The organism is Alkalihalobacillus sp. AL-G (assembly GCF_030643805.1).
Taxonomy (GTDB): domain Bacteria; phylum Bacillota; class Bacilli; order Bacillales; family Fictibacillaceae; genus Pseudalkalibacillus.
The window spans coordinates 2,595,779-2,615,829 of sequence record NZ_CP094656.1 but is presented as its reverse complement, the minus strand read 5'-3'; the positions used below and the strand labels follow the sequence as shown (position 1 = coordinate 2,615,829).

The following is a 20,051-nucleotide window of genomic DNA, read 5'->3' as shown; positions in this document are numbered from 1 at the left end:
CAATACTTTGACAAAAGGAAAATACATTACTTCAAAATTAATTCAATATGTACTTGTTATCTTTCTGATTCTTACATTGAACTTCCTTCTACCTAGACTTATGCCGGGAAATCCACTTATGTATATAGCTGGAGAAGATGTTGGGTTTATGAGTTCAGCTGAAAAAGAAGCCATTTTGGATAAGTATGGTTTAAATGATTCGATAACGACGCAATATCTGATGTACCTCAAAAACACTTTTACCGGGGACTTTGGATTTTCCTATCAACGAAAAGTTCCAATCACAGACTTGATACAGGATCGATTACCGTGGACACTGCTGTTAACAGGACTGAATCTTATTTTATCAACAATCCTCGGTGTCATTTTTGGAGCGCTATCTGCCTGGAAGCGCGGAACCAGAACCGATGTTAATTTACTTACAGGATTCATGTTTTTGAGTGCAATGCCATCTTTTTGGGTTGGTATGATCCTTGTCTCTATTTTTGCATCAACCTTTAGTTGGTTCCCAGTATTCGGTGGGGAAACAGCATGGGCAAACTACCAAAGTTGGGATAGGGTTATAGATGTAGTCCACCATCTAACACTTCCACTTGTGACACTTGTATTAATCTCGATAACTACTACCTATATGACTATGCGCTACTCGATGTTGAATGTGCTAGGAGAAGATTACATCATGTTGGCGAAAGCGAAAGGTGTAAAGGAGAAAGTTATAAAATACCGACATGCGATGCGGAATGCTTTACTGCCAGTCGCGACCGTTTTTATGTTAAGTCTTGGTTTCATGCTAGGTGGTGCAACTGTAATTGAAACAGTGTTTGCATACCCAGGTGTCGGTCGACTAATGTTTGAAGCAGTAATAAGCAGAGATTATCCATTAATTCAGGCGACCTTCTTAATCATTACGTTTAGTGTTATCATTGCCAATTTTCTTGCAGATCTGATCTATCCTCTTTTGGATCCAAAGGTAGGGAAAGAGAATGGATAAACAAAAATGGAAAGATTACTGGAATGTCTTGGTTTCAAACAACCTCGGTTTAATCGGAATTGCGATTCTTATATTATTTGTATTTCTGGCTGTATTCGCTCCGTTCATAGCACCGTATGACCCGATGTCACGTATTGGTGAACCTCTACAAGCACCAAGTGGAAAGTTTTTGCTTGGTACAAATGATGTAGGTCAGGATATTTTCAGTGAGTTGATTTTTGGTACGAGAATCTCGTTGTTAATTGGATTCATCGCTGCCTTTCTGTCGATTTCAATTGGTTGTTTAGTAGGAGTTACAGCAGGTTACTTTGGGGGCAGAGTCGATTCATTTTTGATGCGTCTTGTTGATTTGATTCTAGTCATTCCATTCCTTCCTTTGATGATTCTACTTGCCGCTTTTGTCGGACCGAGTTTCTGGAATATTATTTTGGTCATCAGTATTTTAACTTGGGCTAGTCCTGCACGTGTCATACGTTCTCAAGTACTTACACTAAAGACAAAAGGGTACGTGGAAGCAGCTAGGTCGATAGGTTCAAAAATCGGAACAATCTTGTGGAAACATTTGCTTCCAGGAGTTATTCCAATTGCACTCTCGCAATTTGTTATGGCCGCCAGTCAATCTATTTTAATTGAAGCTTCATTAAGCTTCCTTGGTCTAGGTGATCCATTCAGTAAAAGTTGGGGAACGACACTTTATTATGCTCAAGCTCGCGGAGCATTTTTAACAGATGCATGGGTATGGTGGATCTTACCTCCAGGACTCTTAATTACAGCATTGGTCGTGGGTTTTGCTTTCACTGGGTTTTCAATGGAAGAAATCTTGAACCCTAGACTAAGAAAGGAACGGTAGGAATGGAAACTATTTTAAATGTAGAAAATCTCACTGCCCATTATGTTACTGAAAAAGGGGAAGCTAGAGCGGTTGAAGATGTGTCATTTACGGTTCGAAAAAGAGAAATGTTAGGGCTTATTGGAGAGTCTGGTTGTGGGAAAACGACGGTAGCACAGTCTATTCTACGACTTCTAGAGTATCCAGGAAAAATCGTTTCTGGAAAAGCCGTACTAGATGGAAATGACCTTATTCAAGCAACTGAAAAAGAACTTGAAAAAATAAGATGGAGTGAGATTTCAGTTATTCCACAAAGTGCAATGAATGCACTTAACCCGATATACACAATCGGAGACCAAATCATTGAATCAATCAGGACACATAATTCAATAGATAAAAAAGAAGCTATTAAACGAACGAAGGAACTCCTTGAGCTTGTTGGAATTGATGGGGAACGTTGGAAATCCTATCCGCATGAATTCAGCGGGGGTATGAAACAAAGAGTGGCAATTGCAATGGCTCTTTCATGCAGTCCTAAGCTTATCATTTCGGATGAATCTACAACTGGCTTGGATGTTCTGACACAGGCACAAATCATTGCATTATTAAAAAAACTACAACTAGAATTGGATCTCTCAATTATCCTTATCTCCCATGACCTTCCTATGGTAACTGCGGTTTGTGACCGAATTGCAATTATGTATGCCGGTAAAATAACGGAGTGGGCCGATACAAAAGATATTGTGTACGATCCGAATCATCCATATACAAAGGGTCTTCTTGATGCCACACCTGATATCACTCAACCAGATAAAAAGGTATCATCGATCCCGGGAACCGTTCCTAATCTTATTCAACCACCTGCCGGCTGCCGTTTTTATTCGAGATGTCCGTATGCAATGGAGAAATGTAATACGAACATACCACCTTTAATACAGGTTAAACCAGCACATTATTCTGCGTGCTTTTTAGCAGAGGAGGATGTTCAATGAGTGATCATTTAATTGAAGTGAAGCAATTGAAAAAAACATTTACAAAGAAAACAGGTTCGTTCTTTAAAAGGAAGACGACCTCTGTACACGCCGTAAATAACATAGACTTTTCAATCAGGAAAGGAGAAATTCTCGGGATCATCGGAGAAAGCGGATGTGGTAAAACAACGACTGCAAGAATGCTAATGCGTCTTATTAAAGAGACTGGCGGGGAAATTCTCTTGGACAATACAAATCTTTGTGACTTGAACGATAAAGAAACGAACCGGCACCGGAAGAAGATGCAAATGATTTTTCAAGATCCCTATGATACGTTAAACCCTGGTATGCGGATCATAGATTTATTGATGGAACCGTTGAATGCACATGAAAATCATATAACGTTCAACGAAAAGCGTGAACGTATAACTGAAGCATTGGAAGAAATCGAGTTGAGTCCTGCAGAAGAATATATTTACCGTTATCCGCATCAGTTAAGTGGTGGGCAAAGGCAACGTGTTGCAATTGCAAGGGCAATTATTTTAAAGCCTAGCTTTGTTGCAGCAGATGAACCTACTTCAATGCTAGATGTTTCCGTTCGAGCAGGGATATTGAACCTCTTGCTTTCGTTAAAGGAAAAGATGGGTTTAACCATGCTTTTTATTACGCATGATTTAGCTACAGCAAGTTATATGTGTGATCGGATAGCGGTTATGTATCAAGGGAAGATTGTGGAAATCGGCCCAACAAAAAAGATTATATACAACCCTTCCCACCCCTATACAAAAGCACTTGTTTCTGTTGTTAAAGATTTAAATTATTTTATTGCAAATCGTAATGAGATTATCCGGGATGGAGAGGTAGATGCGACTTTTCACCATAAAGGCTGTCCATTTGCCGCAAGATGCCCGCATGAACACAACGAATGTCATGAGATAGAACCCAAATTGAAAAAGGTTAGTGGAGAACATTTTGTTTCATGTCATCTTGACCAGAATAATCACCAACAAATTTTAAAGGAAAATGAAAAAAGTGAATCTAAGTACATTATGTAGGGGAAATTGATGGATAGTCTTGTAAATGAAAACTCTCTTGGTCAAAAACTGAAGGTCATTTTTGCGCTTGCAATTCCTGCTGTTGTGGAAAATTTCTTTCAAACAATCATCGGGTTTGTAGATATACTATTCATTTCAAAACTGGGTTTAATCGAAGTCACAGCGGTAGGTATTACAAATGCCGTTTTACAGGTGTACTTTGCAATTTTCATGTCCTTGGGTGTTGCCGCAAATATATATATTGCAAGGTATATTGGAGCTGAAGATAGTGAAAATACTCGAAAAATTGCACAACAATCCATTATTCTAGCTGTAATAAGCGGTCTCATTCTTGGATTGATCACGCTATTCTTTGCAAGAGATCTTTTAATGCTTTTAGGAGCAGAACCGGAAGTACTCGATGCAGGAGAGATTTACTTTAAAATTGTTGCAATACCTTCCATCGTTATTTCATTAATGTTTGTTCTAAGCAGCATTCTCCGTGGAACTGGAGATACGAAGACCCCGATGAAGGTCAGCATATGGATTAATTTATTAAATATTGTCCTTGATTACGTGTTCATATTCGGTTTTTATTTCATACCTGCCCTGGGACTTGTTGGGGCGGGGATGGCTACTGTTATTGCCCGTTTAATCGGTTCGCTCCTTCTTTTTTATTATCTAAGTAAAACTAAAAGCATTCATTCTTTTAGGTTTATTGATTGGATGCCAAAGTTAGATATTCAGAAACGTTTATTGATTGTTGGAAGTCCTGCAGCAGGGGAACGTCTAGTCATGAGAATAGGGCAAGTATTGTACTTTGGATTTGTCATACAAATGGGTACGAACACGTTTGCTGCTCATACAATCGCTGGTAATATTGAGGTTTTCTCATACATGATTGGATATGGCCTAGCTACTGCGGCAACAACCCTTGTAGGCCAACTACTTGGTGCGGGACAAACGGATACTGCAAAAGATTATGCTTTTCTTCTCACGATCCTCTCAATCGGAGTTATGAGCTTGGTCGGTGTAATTTTGTATTTTTCCGGTGGCTGGATCGGTACGTTTTTTACAAAAGACGTTGAGGTACTGAGGCAAATATCGATTGCTTTAAAAATTGACGCCTTCATCCAACCTATACTTGGAGCTGTCATCGTATTGACAGGGGTCTTCCAAGGGGGAGGAAACACAAAGATTCCAATGTATATAACTGCGATAGGCATATGGGTCATACGTACAGGAGGGGTATATTTATTAGGTATTAGTTTAAATTTAGGTATTGCAGGTATTTGGGTAGCGATTGGATTAGATAATTTGTTCAGAGCTGTTAGTTTATGGTATAAATATAGGAGACATCAATGGATACGGAAAGATCTATTTAATGATAAAGAAACAAGAGCAAATTAATGATTTACTAAACGATTGGAAGAAAGGAATGGAGAGGTTGGTTAAAAAGGAAATCGAACTTACACAACAAGGTGACACATATGTTGATGACGATAAACAAGGGATCGTTAATCGTCTAAAGCGGATAGAAGGTCAGGTACGCGGGGTGCAAAAAATGGTTGAGGATGATCGCTATTGTGTAGATGTAATCGTCCAAATTTCTGCGATCGATGCAGCACTTCGGAAGGTTGGCTTAACGTTGTTGGAACGTCATACAAAGTCGTGTGTCGCTAGTGCAATTAAATCCGGTCGAGGAAATGAATCAATTGAAGAATTAATGAAGGTAATCAACCAATTCTCTAAATAACCAACAAAAATGGCCAATTTTTTGGTCATTTTTTATTAGCAAATATAAAAATCTTTGAGTAAAAAAAGTATAAGAAATTAACGTTTGACTCTTGACAATACCCTTCTGGGGTATGGTAAAATTAAATGGAACAAATAAATAGGAGGTAATTTCACATGACGGATAAAACATTAAATGTTCAAGGTATGTCTTGTGGACATTGCGTTAGTTCAATTGAAGGAAGTGTAAGTAGACTGAAAGGTATCGAAACAGTGAAAGTTCATTTGGAAGATGGAAAAGTGAATGTGAGATTCGATTCAGATAAGGTAAGCATAAAGGAAATTACAGAAACCATTGAAGATCAAGGTTACGATATAGCTTAAGAAAGAAGATCGTGCTAATTCTAGTACGATCTCCCTTTAACCTGATTTTATACCACTAGTGGGTATGGGTGCAGGAGATGAATACTATGAGAACAAAAAAGAAGGTGGTCGAACCTTCTTTTTTTGTTGGTATAAGATTGAATAAATGCACATTTTCTCGATAAATAGGTTTTATAATCAACATGAAAATAAAACTATGGATTAGAGAAGGTGTGAGGCATGAGAAAAAGAAGACTTTACATTATACTATCACTTGTTTTTATCTTATTTATTGCTGCATGTTCAAACGATAAACAGAGCAGCCACGAAGGTCATGATATGAAGGGCATGGAAGATACGACCGAAAGGGAATCGAAAATATCGAAATCGACTTCAGAAAAATCAGATGTAATCACTAAAAAAGATTTCACAATCACGGCGAATGAACAATCTTTGAAAATCAATGATGATACAACTTTACCGGTATGGACATTTAACGGATCAGTACCTGGATCTGAAATACGGGTAACGGAGGGCGAGAAATTGACGATTAATTTGAAAAATGAACTGCCTGACCCTGTTACGATTCACTGGCATGGTGTACCTGTTCCAAACGAAATGGATGGAATACCAGGAGTCACCATGAATGCTGTCCAGCCAGGCGAGACATTTACATATAAATTCACTGCTGGCGTACCAGGGACATATTGGTATCATTCACATCAAGATGGAGTGAATCAGGTAGATAAAGGGCTATATGGAGCGTTTATTGTAAAACCTAAAGGTAATAAGGGTATGCCTGATCGCGATTATACATTGTTATTGGATGAATGGATGAGTAGTCGTGGCAGCATGGAGGACATGGACCATAGTGAGGCGGTGAATCACGACAAAAAAGAAGATAAAGAAGATCACTCAGACATGTCAGAAGGTGAGGGAATGGATATGGGTCATAGCATGAGTATGTATGACCTTTATACGATCAATGGTAAGAGTGGTTATTTAATAGAACCCCTTAAAGTTAAAAAGGGTGAAAAGGTACGACTTCGATTGATCAATGCCGGGTTCATGTCTCATAAAATTCATTTACACGGCCATGAATTCAAGGTCGTTTCCACTGATGGTCAACCCATCAATAATCCAGCTTCAATTCATGGTCAAATGATTTCAATCGCACCGGGGGAACGCTATGATATTGAGTTTATAGCTGATAATCCAGGTAAATGGTTGTTGGAATCACATGGGGATAATAACGCTCTCACCGGTATGAAAACATATATACAGTATGAAGCGGCTGAAGAGGATAGCGACAAATCCAATAATACTGAAGACCTGCCAGTATTGAACATCACTAAATATGGTGAGCAAAATAATAGTCAATTTTCACTTCGTCAAAACTATGATTCAGAATATATAATGGACCTTAATTCGGATATGAGAGATACAGGAATAGTCTATACAATCAATGGTAATGTATGGCCAAAAACTGATAAAATCAAGGTGGAAAAAGGCGATCTTGTCAAAGTGAAACTTGTCAATAAATCAAAGGAAGATGATCATCCGATGCACTTACATGGCCATTTCTTTCAAATCCTGAGTAAAAACGATAAACCGGTATCGGGTTCACCGATAATGAAGGATACACTCAGTCTAAAGCCTGGAGACGAATATATCGTAGCTTTTGAAGCAGACAATCCAGGGAATTGGATGTTCCATTGCCATGATTTACATCATGCATCTGCAGGCATGGTAACACAAGTCAACTACAAGAACTATGAAACTGAATTCGTTGCTGACCGTGACGCAGGTAATAAACCGGAATAAGCACTACGTCAAATTACAAGAGAATAAGTTTGCAAGGCTGGTAGTGGTAAAGGGAATTTTACATCGGTGAATCTGATGAACGTTATCTTTCACCGCCCAGCCTTTCGTATGCATTTCAAATTCTCTAGTTTTGTGGAAATTTTAGAGAAGTAAACAAACGAAGTGAAGGGATGGGTTATTATAGATAAAATATCGATAAAACTAGGGACCTTATTTCTTATTACTATTTTATTAATAGAATCAATCTTATTTATATTCCTTTATTACGGACTGCTTGGAAATCGAATCGATGACGAAAAAGCTTCATTGGTGGCAAGAGGGAGTAGTCACAGGGATGTACTTGTAAACCACTTTGACGATGAAACTTTGGAACATGTTGCATTGATGGAGTCAGAAGCAGAGACAATCGTAGCCATTACAGATGAAAATAACAACATTCTTGTACATTCTGATTCAATCAATAATGTTATGTTAAAAATCATGAATTCAGATCGAAATCCTACAAGGCAAGGTCAAATAATTGAGGACAGGTGGAGGGATGAGCCCTATATTGCATCGGTTTCATCAATATATATCGACAACGATTTAAAAGGACATGTCTACATGTTTTTGGATACAAAGTCGATTAGAAATGTCAGTGAACGTTTGACCTTACAGTTTTTCATTATAGGGGGAATTTCTATAATACTGACAGCGATCACTGTTTTCTTCTTATCAAGATTCATTACAAATCCGTTGATACGTATGAAAAAAGCAACAGAACAAATTAATGATAAAGGACAGGGAACCGATTTATTGGATATTCAACGAAAGGATGAACTAGGAGACCTTGCTAGATCGATTGCAGCCCTTTCGCATGATTTACAGCTTCTGAAAAAAGAAAGAACTGAGTTTCTTGCGAGTATTGCACATGAATTAAGAACACCTCTAACGTACTTGAAAGGCTACGCGGACTTCGCAAATCGATCAGCTACAGATAAGCGCAAACGTGAACAATATTTAAAAATCATTAAAGAGGAAGCAGATCGTTTGTCTAAATTAGTGACAGGTTTGTTCGACCTAGCGAAAATCGATCAACATACATTTACTATTCAAAAGCAATCGGTCAATATTGTGAGTCTTATAAGGGGAATCATCGGAAAGATTAAACCGACCTTTGATGAAAAAGGAGTTCTGTTGGATTTCAAATGGGGCAATGATTGCTATATAAGTATCGACGAAGACAGGATTAAACAAGTTCTAATCAACTTGTTAGATAATTCATTACAGTATACAAGACCTGGTAAACTTGTACAGGTGAAGGTCGAGGACAGTACGACTGAGTTACTTATTTCCGTGGCAGATGAAGGAGAAGGAATACCTGAAGAGCAATTGCGATACATATGGGATCGACTTTTTCGAGTAGACAAGTCCCGTTCCAGAAAACATGGAGGCACTGGAATCGGGTTATCAATAGCAAAAGAAATCATTGAAAAGCATGGTGGAACTATTGAAGCTGAGAGTACTCTTGGAGAGGGTACCGTAATGAAAATACGTATAAAAAAAGGGGATGGGTAATCGTGAAAAAAATCCTGATTGTCGATGATGAACCGAGAATGCTCGACCTAATCTCACTATACTTGACTCCACATAACTACCTATGTAAAATAGCATTTTCAGGAAAGAAAGCGGTCAAGAAATTGGAACATGAAGTATTCGATTTGGTTCTTCTTGATATCATGATGCCAGAAATGGATGGTTGGAAGACATGTAGAGTAATCCGGCAATCCTACTCGGTACCCATCATCATGCTAACAGCAAGAGACCATAATGAAGATGTTGTCAAAGGGTTGAAGATCGGGGCGGACGATTATATTTCTAAACCTTTCGATGAAGAAGTGTTGCTAGCTCGAATTGAAAGTGTATTACGGAGATCCGATCTGGGAAAATCTGATCGGATTTACATTAGTGGTTTAGTATGGGATAGTAAACGATATGTTGTGGACTACCAGAATCAAGTAATACCAACAACACCGAAGGAATTTGAATTACTAGGATTGTTTCTGAATTATCCACAAAAGGTTTTTACAAGAGATCAATTGATCGAATCAGTTTGGGGATTTGATACTGATACTGAAGGAAGGACAGTCGACTCTCATATACGAAACCTTCGTGAAAAATGTCGGAAAGCAGGCTTCGAAATTGATCAACATTTGATGACGGTTTGGGGAGTAGGGTACAAATGGATCTAAGCATTTGTGCTTTAATATGACCGAGGAAACGAATTCAATGAAGTATACTCCGACTGAGTCCGTTTTAAAGTATGAAATCGGTGAGGAAATTAAATTGAGGGAAGAAGATATTGAACTCCTATTCGAAGCTTTTTTTAGTGAAATGGAATCGAAATTTGCAAAGTAAATAAAATTTAAAAAGAGACTGATAATCACATCAGTCCCTAATCTATATTATTTTCCTCTTTTTACCTTGCCGCCCCATTTTTTGAAGCCGCCTTTAAGCTGGTATAGATTTTTAATGTTTTTTTTACGAAGCACTGATGCAGCTCGAACTGTTCTCATTCCGCTTTCACAATATAAGTAAACGGGCTGATCGTTCCGAACTTCCTTGTAACGCATTCGCATTTGAGACAAAGGTATATTACGTGCGCCAAGAATATGTCCATTTTCATATTCCTTCGGTTCACGGACGTCGATCAGCTGAGCCTTACGATAGCCCTCGCGAAATTCTTCTTCTGTAAGTGTTTTAATTTGTTTTCGTTGATACAACCCTGCTCCTACCATATAAATGAGGAGCCCTAAAGGTATAATCCATAACCAATCCATTTTGCCAATTCCCCCTATAGAATCAATCTTTGCTGTAATTATTATACCATGTCCATTATAGCGGATGTTCAAAAAGTAACCAACTGAAACGCAAGAAATCTTTTAGCTGCTATTGAAAACGTTTCCCAACTCGTTGAACATTGGTATTCGAATAACACCATTGGATAGACGATTTTGTTTCTGTTAAACTATGATAGGTACTTTTCTATGATTGTAAAGAAAGAGGCGTACATATATGAAGGAACAATGGTATTTTATTGATTCAGGTGCATGCTCACCAGCCTTTAACATGGCGTTGGATGAAGCATTACTGGAGTGGCATAGCAAAGGTGAAATCCCGCCTGTCGTCCGATTTTATGAATGGAATCCAGCAACCCTATCGATTGGTTATTTCCAGAGGGTTGAAAAAGAGATCGATTTGGAAGCGGTCGACCGTCACGGTTATGGTTTCGTCCGTCGGCCTACTGGGGGCAGAGCGGTACTTCATGATAAAGAGTTGACCTACAGTGTAATTGTATCAGAGGAACACCCGTATATGCCGCAATCTGTGACAGAAGCATATCGGGTCATCTCCAATGGAATTTTGGAAGGCTTTCGGAACCTCGGACTTGAAGCCTATTTTTCGGTACCAGAAACTGAGGCTGAAAAGGCAGGGTTGAAAAATCCGCGTTCTGCTGTATGTTTCGATGCCCCGTCCTGGTATGAACTCGTCGTGGAAGGGCGAAAAGTTGCTGGTAGTGCTCAAACCCGCCAAAAAGGCGTTATCCTTCAGCATGGCTCTATTTTGTTAGACATTGATGAAGGCAAGCTGTTTGATTGCTTCAAGTTCGCCAATGACAGGGTACGTGAGCGTATGCAACGTGCTTTTAGCAAAAAAGCGGTGGCTATCAATGATCTAAGAGAAGAACCGGTTACAATAAGTGAAGCAAAGCCGGCTTTTAAACTGGGCTTTGAAAAAGGATTGGATATTGAATTCGTTCCTTATAAGCTTACGAAGGAGCAGCTACTATATGTAGAAGAGATTGCAAAGCGAAGATACGAGAATGATGAATGGACGTATCGTCGATAATCGGAAAATGAGGGTGGCAAGAAAATTTTTTGTCATCTTTTTTTATTTATTTAACGTATGACATATTACTTCAAAATAAAAATCCAGTAATGATAGAGGATTCAAAAGATGTGTGTTTTAGCAATTGATAAAAAAAATCCTATACGGTGATTTGGGTAGAAAAATGTACACTTTTCTTCATTTTTCTACATTTTTTATTCAATTTTGATTTTGACAAAATTAATTCGACTCGTTCTTAGACACAATATATTGTATTATATTAAAATAATGTACACTATATATTGATATTTAGTGTTTTGGTATGCTATTATTTGGGTAAGGAAATACATACAGCCAGATAACCAGCATACTAAGCAAAAGGAGGATCATGGATGGCGATAATAACAGACGACCAACGACAACAGATAAATATTGATCGACTGAATGAAGACATTGCTAAATTTGAACAAGTACACTCAATAACCCCAGACATGAATACTGCACATAAAGGTGTATCAAGATTAGTCATGCTCGACAGGTATTCATTTAAGGATACGGAGAAAAAAACATTACGTGAAGGTGATTTTGTAGTACTCACTGTTAAAGATGATCCGAAGTTTCCGGCGCGCGGCCTCGGTTTTATTGTCAAAATCGATAGGGAACAGAACACTGCTGAAGTAAGGGTAGAAGAGGATTACCGAGGTGTACTCGATCGACCAGGTGAGATGGAAACCGGTATTGTAAAACGGTCCCTTGACATCATAGACAAGCCTTTGGAAGTTTATTATGAGCAAATTGCTAGGCGAAATGCAACGGGACTTGCATCCGTTGAGCCAACAGAAGAGAAGCGGCAGGAATCATTTGAACGGTTTTATCATGAGTTGGTGAATCTGAACTTTGTACCCGCCGGACGTGTCCTATATGGAGCAGGTGCTGCAACGGAAGTTACCTATTTTAATTGTTACGTCATGCCTTTCGTTGAAGATTCCCGGGAAGGAATTTCCGATCATCGTAAACAGGTGATGGAAATCATGAGCCGAGGCGGTGGAGTAGGGACGAATGGATCCACATTACGTCCCCGGAACACTCTCGCAAAAGGGGTGAACGGAAAATCTTCCGGATCGGTATCCTGGCTTGATGATATAGCTAAACTCACTCACCTTGTCGAGCAAGGTGGAAGTCGTTAAGACCATGGCGACTTAATCCCGTGAATTGCTGGAACACCCTAAAACCTTGAAAGCTACAACGTGGTTGGTAACAACGAGCGTGAATGCTCAAAAATTTCAAGGATCAAAATGGGCAATCAGCAGCGAAGCGTCTTGGGAAACTGAGATGAACGTTCAGAGACTATTGAAAGCACCTTACCTTTCGAATAATTCGAGAAAAAGGTGTAAGTAAATCGAAAGCACAGAAATGTAACTTTCGAGGCGCGGGACAAGGATGACTTAGGAATCCTTGATGATATAGTCCGAACTTATGTGAAAGCATAAGAGTCAGGCAGAAATGACCTGGCCCCTCAAAACGAGGAGTAACAAAAACAGCGTGGTGCACAAATGATTATGCTAACGGATTGGCATCCTGATATTATTGAATTCATCATCTCAAAAATGCAGAATCCTAGAATATTACGATTCCTTGTTGAAAACACAGAAGACGAAACGATTAAACAATTGGCACAGGACAAGCTGAAGTTCACACCATTAAGTGAAACAGAACGCGATATGTATCAAAGCATTGTCAATTATAAAACGATTCCTGGACAAGGTGGATTTACAGAAAAGGCCATCAAAGAGGCGGAACAGAAGCTTGCTACTGGTGGAACGTACACCGTCCATAACTCCGAGTTTTTAACAGGAGCGAACATTTCAGTTTGCGTAACGAAGGAATTTATGGAAGCAGTAGAAAATGACTCAGAATACGAACTACGCTTTCCTGATGTTGAAAACTATACATTTGAAGAAATGTTAGAGTATAACGAGAAATGGCAGGAATATGGTGATGTTCGTGAATGGGAAGCACTTGGATACGGAATTCGAGTTTACAAAAGAGTAAAAGCTCGTGAACTGTGGAACCTGATCAATATTTGTGCGACATACTCAGCAGAACCTGGAATTTTCTTTATCGACAACGCCAATGAAATGACGAATGCAAAAGCGTACGGCCAGAAAGTTGTAGCGACGAATCCGTGTGGCGAACAACCACTTGCACCATACAGTGTTTGTAACTTAGCTGCAGTCAATCTTGCGAATGTTGCAGACAAGGACACGAAACGTGTTGACTTCGATAAGTTAAAACAAACAGTAAAAACCGGAGTAAGGATGCAGGATAATGTAATCGATGCTACGCCTTATTTCTTAGAAAAAAACCGAACGCAAGCACTTGGAGAACGACGTGTCGGGCTGGGTGTTATGGGCCTACATGATCTACTCATTTATTGTGAAACGGTCTATGGTTCTGAAGAAGGAAATAAGTTAGTCGATGAAGTTTTTGAAACGATTGCAGTTACTGCTTATCGTGAGTCGATCGAGCTCGCAAAAGAAAAAGGAAGTTTTCCATTCTTAGAAGGTCGAACGGAAGAGGAAACCCGCCAACTTCGGATAGCGTATATAAATACAGGTTATATGAAGAAAATGCCGGAAGATGTCCGTCAAGGCATTCTGGAACATGGAATACGAAATTCACATCTATTGACTGTTGCTCCTACTGGATCTACCGGGACAATGGTCGGCGTGAGCACAGGACTTGAACCTTACTTCTCATTCTCTTATTTCAGAAGTGGGCGTCTTGGGAAGTTTATTGAAGTAAAAGCGGATATCGTAAACGAATATCTTCAAAGAAACCCTGACATAGATGCAAATGAACTTCCGGAATGGTTCATCTCTGCAATGGAACTTCGTCCAGAAGCCCATGCGGATACACAATGTGTCATCCAAAACTGGATTGACAGTTCGATCAGTAAAACCGTCAATGCTCCAAAAGGGTATACCGTTGAACAGGTTCAAGCCGTATATGAGCGGTTATACAATGGCGGTGCGAAAGGCGGAACCGTTTATGTAGATGGAAGCCGCGATTCTCAAGTTCTTACGTTAAAAGCAGAAGAAAACACGTTTGATGACGATCAAGAACAAGAAGCGAAACAAGAAGCACCGCAAAAAGTCGTTCTCCTAGACACGATTGCTGACCTTCGTTCTACGGATGTTACAATCGGGAGCGAAGTCGGAAACACTTGTCCAGTCTGTCGAAAGGGACAGGTGAAAGAAATAGGTGGCTGCAATACATGTACGAACTGTAATGCACAATTGAAATGTGGGTTATAAGTTGAATAGTAGAAGAATCGAGTGATAAAATCCACTCGGTTCTTTTCACTTTTCAGGGTCATATACACTTAAAACATTGCTCCAGTTCCATTTTTCGTAGTAGTTATCACCGAGGTCGATGTTTTTGATCCACACCTTTGCATTTTTTCCATTCCGAGCAGCAATCCACACATCACTTTTTTCTCGGTCGGTACGTACCCAGACGAGTCGGTCAGATTCGCTTAAGTAATTTGGATTGAAATCACCAAAACCCTTTTTAGGGTTTGTTATCCTTTTTTGCTTTTTCCCCTCGAGATCAATCTGATACAAAGCGGGTAATGGGCGCTCTGCTGGATCATTCGACCATTCACTTTCCTTTGAGCGGGCAACTGTAATCAGGTGGTTGTTATGCCAAGTAAAATCCCTGTCCACATATCCCTCTGGTGTCAGTGTTCCTGGCGACAAGGCTGGCAGCTCCTTCACTGTTAAAAACTTATTCATAATCGACATTCGATTGATTCCCCCGATATATGCAAGTGAATTCCGATTTGGAGCCCATTTGAACCAACTTGGCTCATTCAGCATTTCGTCAAGTTTGATCAATTGTTTTGCATCCGAAGAGAGTACATACAAAAGGTTCGCATCTGCTGATAATGAGGCTGTTGGATACTTGATGAAAGAGATCCATTTATTATCAGGTGACCATTTGAACATACTTGTACCGATGCCGAAATCTTCATTTCCGATTGTCAGAGCTGGCAACTCAAAGAAAGTTGACTTTTTCACCTTATTGTTCTTCAGTAATATTTTGTGAAATTCTATATCTGTCCAGCCGTCAGGTGTTAAATCGGAAATAGTGGATGTTAAAAAACCATTCCCATTTGGCAGCCATGAGTAATTTCCGACTTCAGTTGCTATACGTTTGGCAGCTTTCTTGCTCTTCCGGGCATCTTTCACATACAAAATTTCACCTGCCTGAAAAGCGAGTACATCCTTATTTGACGCCCATTGTAAATTAGAAGTATCGCTTTTAAATATTAATTTCTTTTTTCCGGAATCAATATTGTAAAGCCAAACATTTTGCTTATCCTGATTCCCTTCCAAGTAAGCGAGCCAGTTACCGTCAAACGACCAGCGCGGGCTGGCTATTTTTTTTCCTTTTGTTATTTGCCGTTCTGTATCGCCCTCCATTACCCAAAGGTCACCATCTCGTATGAATGCAGCTATTACTGCCGGATCCGTTTGAGCACTTGCCGTCTGAGGTATTGCAAAACTTATTATGATAACGATGATGATCGATAACTTTCTCAAATCCGTTTCCTCCCGATTTACATACTTTATTGTATTTTCTGTATTGGGAGTCTCTTCATGCTTGCATCTTTTTTCCTATTGCTATTTTCGATATCAGTGGAAACGAAACGTCTTCAGATGAGGAAAACACAGGAATTAAGGGAAACAATCGAATCTTACATCCATCAATGCTTTACAGAAGCTTCAATCGAGTGCTTCACTTAAATGACTAGTACTCTTCTTGTCACCTTCTGATTATTGTTGTATCCTTTTAGTATGTTTTGATTCTGTCATTTACATTTATTATGAAACAGGATCTGCAGTATTGGAGGGGAAGTACATGCCAACTCCAAGTATGGAGGACTACATTGAACGTATTTACCAATTAATCGAAGAAAAAGGATATGCAAGGGTATCTGATATTGCAGAAGCTTTAGATGTTCATCCATCTTCGGTGACGAAAATGGTTCAAAAGCTAGACAAAGGAAAGTATGTAGTTTATGAAAAATATCGAGGATTTGTCCTAACTCCAAACGGGAAAAAGCTCGGGAAACGACTCGTTTTCCGTCATGAACTGCTTGAGGAGTTTTTACAAGTGATAGGTGTGGATGATGAAAACATCTATGAGGATGTCGAGGGCATCGAGCATCACCTAAGCTGGAATGCGATCGACCGCATCGGTGATCTAGTACAGTATTTTGATGAAAATAAAACGAGAGTCAACGAATTGCGCGAAGTACAAAGAAAAAATGAAGAAGAACAGGAACAATCATAACATTTGTTGTGGTTGTTTTTTTATTTTGTAAACGAATAACGATTCCATTTACAGCCGTCATATTTTAATACGATCCCGTAAAATCATCAAAACAAAAATTCAGGGGCCATAAAAATCGTAATACTGAAAATCACACTTTTTTTATACATATATAAAAGGAGAGGGGTGGAGCGATGGATGTAGATGGTGTGTTTTCGGGTGGTGGTGTAAAAGCCATTGCCTTTATTGGTGCACTACAGGTGGCTGAAACACAAGGCATCACTTTTAAACGGTCGGCAGGAACGAGTGCAGGTGCGATCATCGCATCGCTTGTTTCAGCAGGCTATCATTCAGAGGATATTAAACGTTTAATTCACCAGGTTGATTTAAAGGAGTTTTTGGATCCGAGACGTCTTTCAATACCATTCCCGTTCATGAAATGGCTGACACTTTACTGGAAATTAGGGTTGTATAAAGGTAAAAAACTGGAGAATTGGATTGAGGAGGTGCTTGCTGAAAAAGGCGTCAAAACCTTCGCAGATGTTCCGGAAGGATCATTAAAAATCATTGCATCTGACATTACAAATGGAAGAATGATCGTCCTCCCAGATGATCTTGAGCGTTATGGTTTATTACCTGAACGGTTTAAGATATCAAAAGCAGTCCGGATGAGTGCGAGCATCCCATACTTTTTTGATCCGATTAAGATTTACGATCATATGGGTAAGAAAAATTACATTGTTGATGGCGGTGTCCTTAGTAATTTCCCGATCTGGCTCTTTCAGGATGAAAAGAATAATTCTAAACGTCCTATTTTAGGATTTCAACTTAGACCATCTCAGTTTAATCAGGAGCCAAACCGAATTTCGAATGCAATTTCTTTGTTCCATGGTTTATTCGATACGATGATGGATGCACATGATAATCACCACATCTCTGAGGCGCACAGTACAGATATTGTCTTTATACCTGTAAAGCAAATTTCAATGATTAATTTTGATCTCTCAGAAAAGCTAATTGATGAATTAACGGAGGTGGGTAAGGAGAATACCGAGAAGTTTTTGAGAAATTGGCGCTACCGTCCTCATGGAATATATACGACTTTCAAACCAAAAAAATCGAGCACATTATAGTGCCCGATTTTTTTTCTTGCCTTTTTTTCCTTCAATTACGGTTAAATGATGGTCTTTACGTTTTTTGTGCTTTTTCAAATTATTTTTAAAGGAGGATTTTGTTGTCGGTTGTGATTTTGAAACAGTCCGAGAATGAGTTTGGTACTTTTTCTTTGAATAGCGAGCCGCTTGCTGGTACTGTCCCATACCTTTGCCCATTCGTTTTACAATAAAGCGCTTGTAGAGAAAATAGAAAATCGCACCGACTGCTAAGAAAACAGCGATCATTTTAAGTATACTCATCGGGTCTGTGATTAAGGTTATCACAAAGCCGAATGCTGAAAGACCTAACAGCAACAGGATGATCAAGTTGAACTTGCGTTGAAACAACAAGACTCACCTCCTTTAGTTATTAAACCACTTTTACGATTGTCCTTAATAGGATTAACCTTTAAGATACCTCAATAATATTCTGTCCAACATGCTCTGAAAATATAGAAACGAAATGCCTCTGCTACGATCACAGGTAAACTAATAAATATGAATTTTCACAGGATTTTCCACAAAGTGTTGCACGTTACCATTCTACCTCTATTCTACATGATAGTGATGGAAACCTCTACATGTGTGGACTTCTTGTCAATAAGATTTTGTGAGGAAGTTCGAAAAATATCCGACCACTTCGAATCATAGTGACTGATTTTTACATTTCCCGGTTTGGCTCCTTTTTACACATTTTATGATTTGGTGATGTTAAATAATATCGTTGATTAAGGCATTCATAAAAATATAAATTCTTTCGACCGGGCATACTAGAATCAGGAGGTGCAAGGATGGAAACGGAAAAACAGCCTGAAGAGTTAGAGCAGAATAAACGAGAAGAAAAAGTGAGTTTTACAGGAAGGGTGTTAACAATCGGCTTCGTCGGCGGTGTTTTTTGGAGCTTGATCGGGTACTTGGCTTATTTATTCAATTTTTCAATAATCCGACCTTCCTTCGTATTAGCACCCTTGGTAATTGGAGATTGGAAGGAAGACATGTTAGGTGATTGGGTTGGTATCTTTGTGATTGGTTTGTTGTCGATGTTAGTCGCTTTTGCGTATAAAATTTTATTCGCAAAGTTTAAACATATGGCTGCAGGTGTCATTTTTGGTCTTATTTTATGGGGGATCGTATTCTATCTATTAAGACCGATGTTTCCGGATTTAAAACCGATTCATGAACTTGGAATGAATACGTTGACAACGACGATATGCTTGTATGTTCTTTATGGATTGTTCGTCGGATTTTCGATTTCATTTGAATACGATGAGAATAATAAAGCCCACCACCATGAGAGCCAATAACTATTCAAAAAATACGAGCTATGATAGAATGTTCCGTGGAGCATTCTATTTTTTTTCGATATTGATAGGTTTTTGACCAAGTTGAACCTTTTTGTAGGGGAAAGTTTGTAACACCATTAAAACACTTCAGCCACCAAGGGTTCTACCTGGTTTTGTTAATCCCGTGCATTCTGTTTTGTTAGAGGGGGTTTTTTACATAATGAAAATCATGCTGATTAATGGTCCTAATTTAAATCGTCTAGGAAGTCGTGAGCCATCTATATATGGTAAAAAAACATTGGATGACATGATCACCTCCCTAAAAGATAAGGCGACTGAGCTGCAGTGTGAAGTCGTTGCTAGGCAGTCGAATCATGAAGGAGAGATCATAGACTGGATTCATGATGCGGGGGATTGTAGTGAAGGGTTGTTGCTGAATGCAGGTGCCTATACACATTACAGTTATGCGATCCGTGACGCTGTTTCAAGCATCCAGATCCCGACGATTGAGGTTCACCTATCTAACATTTATGCACGAGAATCATTTCGCCATACATCTGTACTGGCAGGGGTGGTTGTTGGACAGGTCGCCGGATTGGGGAGTATAGGTTATGAGCTTGGCCTTCAAGGGCTAATCCATTATTTGAAAGGGGAAGGATAA

At 39.2% G+C, this 20,051-nt stretch carries 19 protein-coding genes and 2 pseudogenes; 18 read left to right on the top strand and 3 right to left on the bottom strand.

The annotated features are described in order from the left end of the window. Positions 1–7 precede the first annotated feature (7 nt). The 11 genes from MOJ78_RS13415 (at position 8) to MOJ78_RS13365 (ending at position 10,143) form a co-directional block, all read left to right on the top strand. Positions 8–991 carry an ABC transporter permease gene (locus MOJ78_RS13415; RefSeq protein ID WP_304977850.1) on the top strand — a complete coding sequence of 328 codons (984 nt, stop codon included), beginning with the start codon at positions 8–10 and terminating at the stop codon, positions 989–991. Continuing rightward, positions 984–1,841, top strand: a complete 858-nt coding sequence (locus MOJ78_RS13410; protein ID WP_304977849.1) for an ABC transporter permease — start codon at positions 984–986, stop codon at positions 1,839–1,841. Before MOJ78_RS13415 ends, MOJ78_RS13410 begins: the two co-directional genes overlap by 8 nt. A 2-nt stretch (positions 1,842–1,843) precedes the next feature. Beyond that, entirely contained in the window at positions 1,844–2,812 is a 969-nt protein-coding gene (locus tag MOJ78_RS13405; RefSeq protein ID WP_304977848.1) for an ABC transporter ATP-binding protein, read from the top strand. Further along, positions 2,809–3,846: an ABC transporter ATP-binding protein gene (locus tag MOJ78_RS13400; RefSeq protein WP_304977847.1), complete on the top strand. Its 1,038-nt coding sequence runs from the start codon at positions 2,809–2,811 to the stop codon at positions 3,844–3,846. Before MOJ78_RS13405 ends, MOJ78_RS13400 begins: the two co-directional genes overlap by 4 nt. A 9-nt stretch (positions 3,847–3,855) precedes the next feature. Next, entirely contained in the window at positions 3,856–5,235 is a 1,380-nt protein-coding gene (locus MOJ78_RS13395) for an MATE family efflux transporter (RefSeq protein WP_304977846.1), read from the top strand. Next, positions 5,210–5,581, top strand: coding sequence for a metal-sensing transcriptional repressor (locus MOJ78_RS13390; protein WP_370529720.1), 372 nt, complete (start codon positions 5,210–5,212; stop codon positions 5,579–5,581). The genes MOJ78_RS13395 and MOJ78_RS13390 overlap by 26 nt, the downstream gene beginning before the upstream one ends. Before the next feature lie 155 nt (positions 5,582–5,736). Beyond that, positions 5,737–5,943, top strand: a complete 207-nt coding sequence (copZ, locus tag MOJ78_RS13385) for a copper chaperone CopZ (protein WP_304977845.1) — start codon at positions 5,737–5,739, stop codon at positions 5,941–5,943. Positions 5,944–6,162: 219 nt separating this feature from the next. Continuing rightward, the gene (locus MOJ78_RS13380) at positions 6,163–7,746 is read left to right on the top strand and encodes a multicopper oxidase family protein (RefSeq protein ID WP_304977844.1); all 1,584 of its coding nucleotides are present in this window, start codon (positions 6,163–6,165) and stop codon (positions 7,744–7,746) included. A gap of 162 nt (positions 7,747–7,908) precedes the next feature. Then, positions 7,909–9,303 (top strand): HAMP domain-containing sensor histidine kinase, encoded by a 1,395-nt coding sequence (locus tag MOJ78_RS13375; RefSeq protein WP_304977843.1) that lies wholly within the window; start codon positions 7,909–7,911, stop codon positions 9,301–9,303. A gap of 2 nt (positions 9,304–9,305) precedes the next feature. Next, positions 9,306–9,977 (top strand): response regulator transcription factor, encoded by a 672-nt coding sequence (locus MOJ78_RS13370; protein ID WP_304977842.1) that lies wholly within the window; start codon positions 9,306–9,308, stop codon positions 9,975–9,977. A 37-nt stretch (positions 9,978–10,014) separates the two neighbouring features. Then, positions 10,015–10,143 (top strand): hypothetical protein, encoded by a 129-nt coding sequence (locus tag MOJ78_RS13365; protein ID WP_304977841.1) that lies wholly within the window; start codon positions 10,015–10,017, stop codon positions 10,141–10,143. 47 nt (positions 10,144–10,190) lie between these two features. Here the strand turns inward: MOJ78_RS13365 and MOJ78_RS13360 are convergent, their stop codons facing one another. Beyond that, on the bottom strand, positions 10,191–10,565 hold the full coding sequence (locus MOJ78_RS13360; RefSeq protein WP_304977840.1) for a rhodanese-like domain-containing protein: 375 nt from the start codon (positions 10,563–10,565) through the stop codon (positions 10,191–10,193). Between the two features lie 235 nt (positions 10,566–10,800). Between MOJ78_RS13360 and MOJ78_RS13355 the strand changes: the two genes are divergently transcribed. From MOJ78_RS13355 to MOJ78_RS13345, 3 genes and pseudogenes are all read left to right on the top strand, one after another. Then, positions 10,801–11,634, top strand: coding sequence for a lipoate--protein ligase family protein (locus tag MOJ78_RS13355; protein WP_304977839.1), 834 nt, complete (start codon positions 10,801–10,803; stop codon positions 11,632–11,634). A gap of 371 nt (positions 11,635–12,005) precedes the next feature. Beyond that, positions 12,006–12,797 (top strand): annotated as a pseudogene (locus MOJ78_RS13350) (ribonucleotide reductase N-terminal alpha domain-containing protein); the annotation flags it as partial. Positions 12,798–13,154: 357 nt separating this feature from the next. After that, positions 13,155–14,930 (top strand): annotated as a pseudogene (locus MOJ78_RS13345) (vitamin B12-dependent ribonucleotide reductase); the annotation flags it as partial. A 45-nt stretch (positions 14,931–14,975) separates the two neighbouring features. Here MOJ78_RS13345 and MOJ78_RS13340 read toward each other — a convergent pair. Beyond that, entirely contained in the window at positions 14,976–16,220 is a 1,245-nt protein-coding gene (locus MOJ78_RS13340; protein WP_304977838.1) for an alpha/beta hydrolase, read from the bottom strand. Positions 16,221–16,539: 319 nt separating this feature from the next. Between MOJ78_RS13340 and mntR the strand changes: the two genes are divergently transcribed. Then, positions 16,540–16,974: a transcriptional regulator MntR gene (mntR, locus tag MOJ78_RS13335; RefSeq protein WP_304977837.1), complete on the top strand. Its 435-nt coding sequence runs from the start codon at positions 16,540–16,542 to the stop codon at positions 16,972–16,974. Positions 16,975–17,147: 173 nt separating this feature from the next. Next, positions 17,148–18,086, top strand: a complete 939-nt coding sequence (locus tag MOJ78_RS13330; RefSeq protein ID WP_304977836.1) for a patatin-like phospholipase family protein — start codon at positions 17,148–17,150, stop codon at positions 18,084–18,086. On the opposite strand, the gene MOJ78_RS13325 is transcribed toward MOJ78_RS13330, so the two are convergent. Then, positions 18,081–18,458, bottom strand: coding sequence for an SA1362 family protein (locus MOJ78_RS13325; RefSeq protein ID WP_304977835.1), 378 nt, complete (start codon positions 18,456–18,458; stop codon positions 18,081–18,083). The two genes, MOJ78_RS13330 and MOJ78_RS13325, sit on opposite strands and share 6 nt — an antisense overlap. A gap of 440 nt (positions 18,459–18,898) precedes the next feature. Between MOJ78_RS13325 and MOJ78_RS13320 the strand changes: the two genes are divergently transcribed. Both MOJ78_RS13320 and aroQ read left to right on the top strand, forming a co-directional pair. Next, on the top strand, positions 18,899–19,411 hold the full coding sequence (locus MOJ78_RS13320) for a YqhR family membrane protein (protein WP_304977834.1): 513 nt from the start codon (positions 18,899–18,901) through the stop codon (positions 19,409–19,411). Positions 19,412–19,610: 199 nt separating this feature from the next. Continuing rightward, positions 19,611–20,051, top strand: a complete 441-nt coding sequence (aroQ, locus tag MOJ78_RS13315) for a type II 3-dehydroquinate dehydratase (RefSeq protein ID WP_304977833.1) — start codon at positions 19,611–19,613, stop codon at positions 20,049–20,051.